Source organism: Nonlabens antarcticus (genome assembly GCF_015356755.1).
In the GTDB taxonomy this organism is placed as follows: Bacteria; Bacteroidota; Bacteroidia; order Flavobacteriales; family Flavobacteriaceae; genus Nonlabens; species Nonlabens antarcticus.
Genome location: NZ_JADFCO010000051.1, coordinates 1 through 589, shown reverse-complemented (window position 1 = coordinate 589; position 589 = coordinate 1). Strand labels below are relative to the sequence as shown.

At 41.3% G+C, this 589-nt stretch carries 2 protein-coding genes; one reads left to right on the top strand and one right to left on the bottom strand.

Translation table 11 applies throughout. The annotated features are described in order from the left end of the window. Window positions 1-64: 64 nt before the first annotated feature. Window positions 65-241 (top strand): hypothetical protein, encoded by a 177-nt coding sequence (locus IQ282_RS00200; protein ID WP_194849933.1) that lies wholly within the window; start codon window positions 65-67, stop codon window positions 239-241. A 164-nt stretch (window positions 242-405) separates the two neighbouring features. On the opposite strand, the gene IQ282_RS00195 is transcribed toward IQ282_RS00200, so the two are convergent. After that, the coding region (locus tag IQ282_RS00195) for a pirin family protein (RefSeq protein ID WP_449406804.1) at window positions 406-589 on the bottom strand (184 nt) is incomplete at its 5' end.

The window sequence follows — 589 nt, the reverse complement described above, 5'->3', positions numbered from 1 at the left end:
AGTATTTATACCCTGAAATAAATGGAAGGTTTTTTCAGGTTGATCTCTGATAGTCCCTAAAAGCATGCCCGTTTTATTTATCGCCTGGTTTTCTTCTAGGTATTCCCTGGGTGGGTTGTTTGAAATTTTTGAATTAGAATCTATTGGAAGTGTGATGGTGTGGTGTGCAGTTACTCCTGACTTCCCCAGTCCTCAAAGGGGCTTTCTTTTTGGAGGCAAGGGTTTTGTGTTTCTTTCTTAAGAATCCTTATTTATGGTGGTGGTGTGTTGGAGTGCAGTTGCTCCTGCCTACCCCAGTCCTAAAAGGGGGCTTCTTTTTGGAGGCGAGGGTTTTTGTGTTCTTATTTAGGGCGATGATGTAGAGCCGATGTGTATTCTCGAACCCTAACCCCTATATATAGACCACTACATTTCCATCGGGACTTCTATCAATAACACCTCAGCGTTTTCTGAAGCCATTATAGTTAGAGAATGAGTTTGTGTTATTGCTATCGCGTCCCTGTAGCTGAGTGTGGTGTCATTAATTTCAATAGCCCCTTCTACTACCATTATATAGACTCCGTTATCTTGTGACTTTAAATTATACTCT

Excerpts from the sequence above, each read along its gene's own strand:
- IQ282_RS00200 (WP_194849933.1), top strand. The coding sequence starts at position 65 with ATGCCCGTTTTATTTATCGCCTGGTTTTCTTCTAGGTATTCCCTGGGT.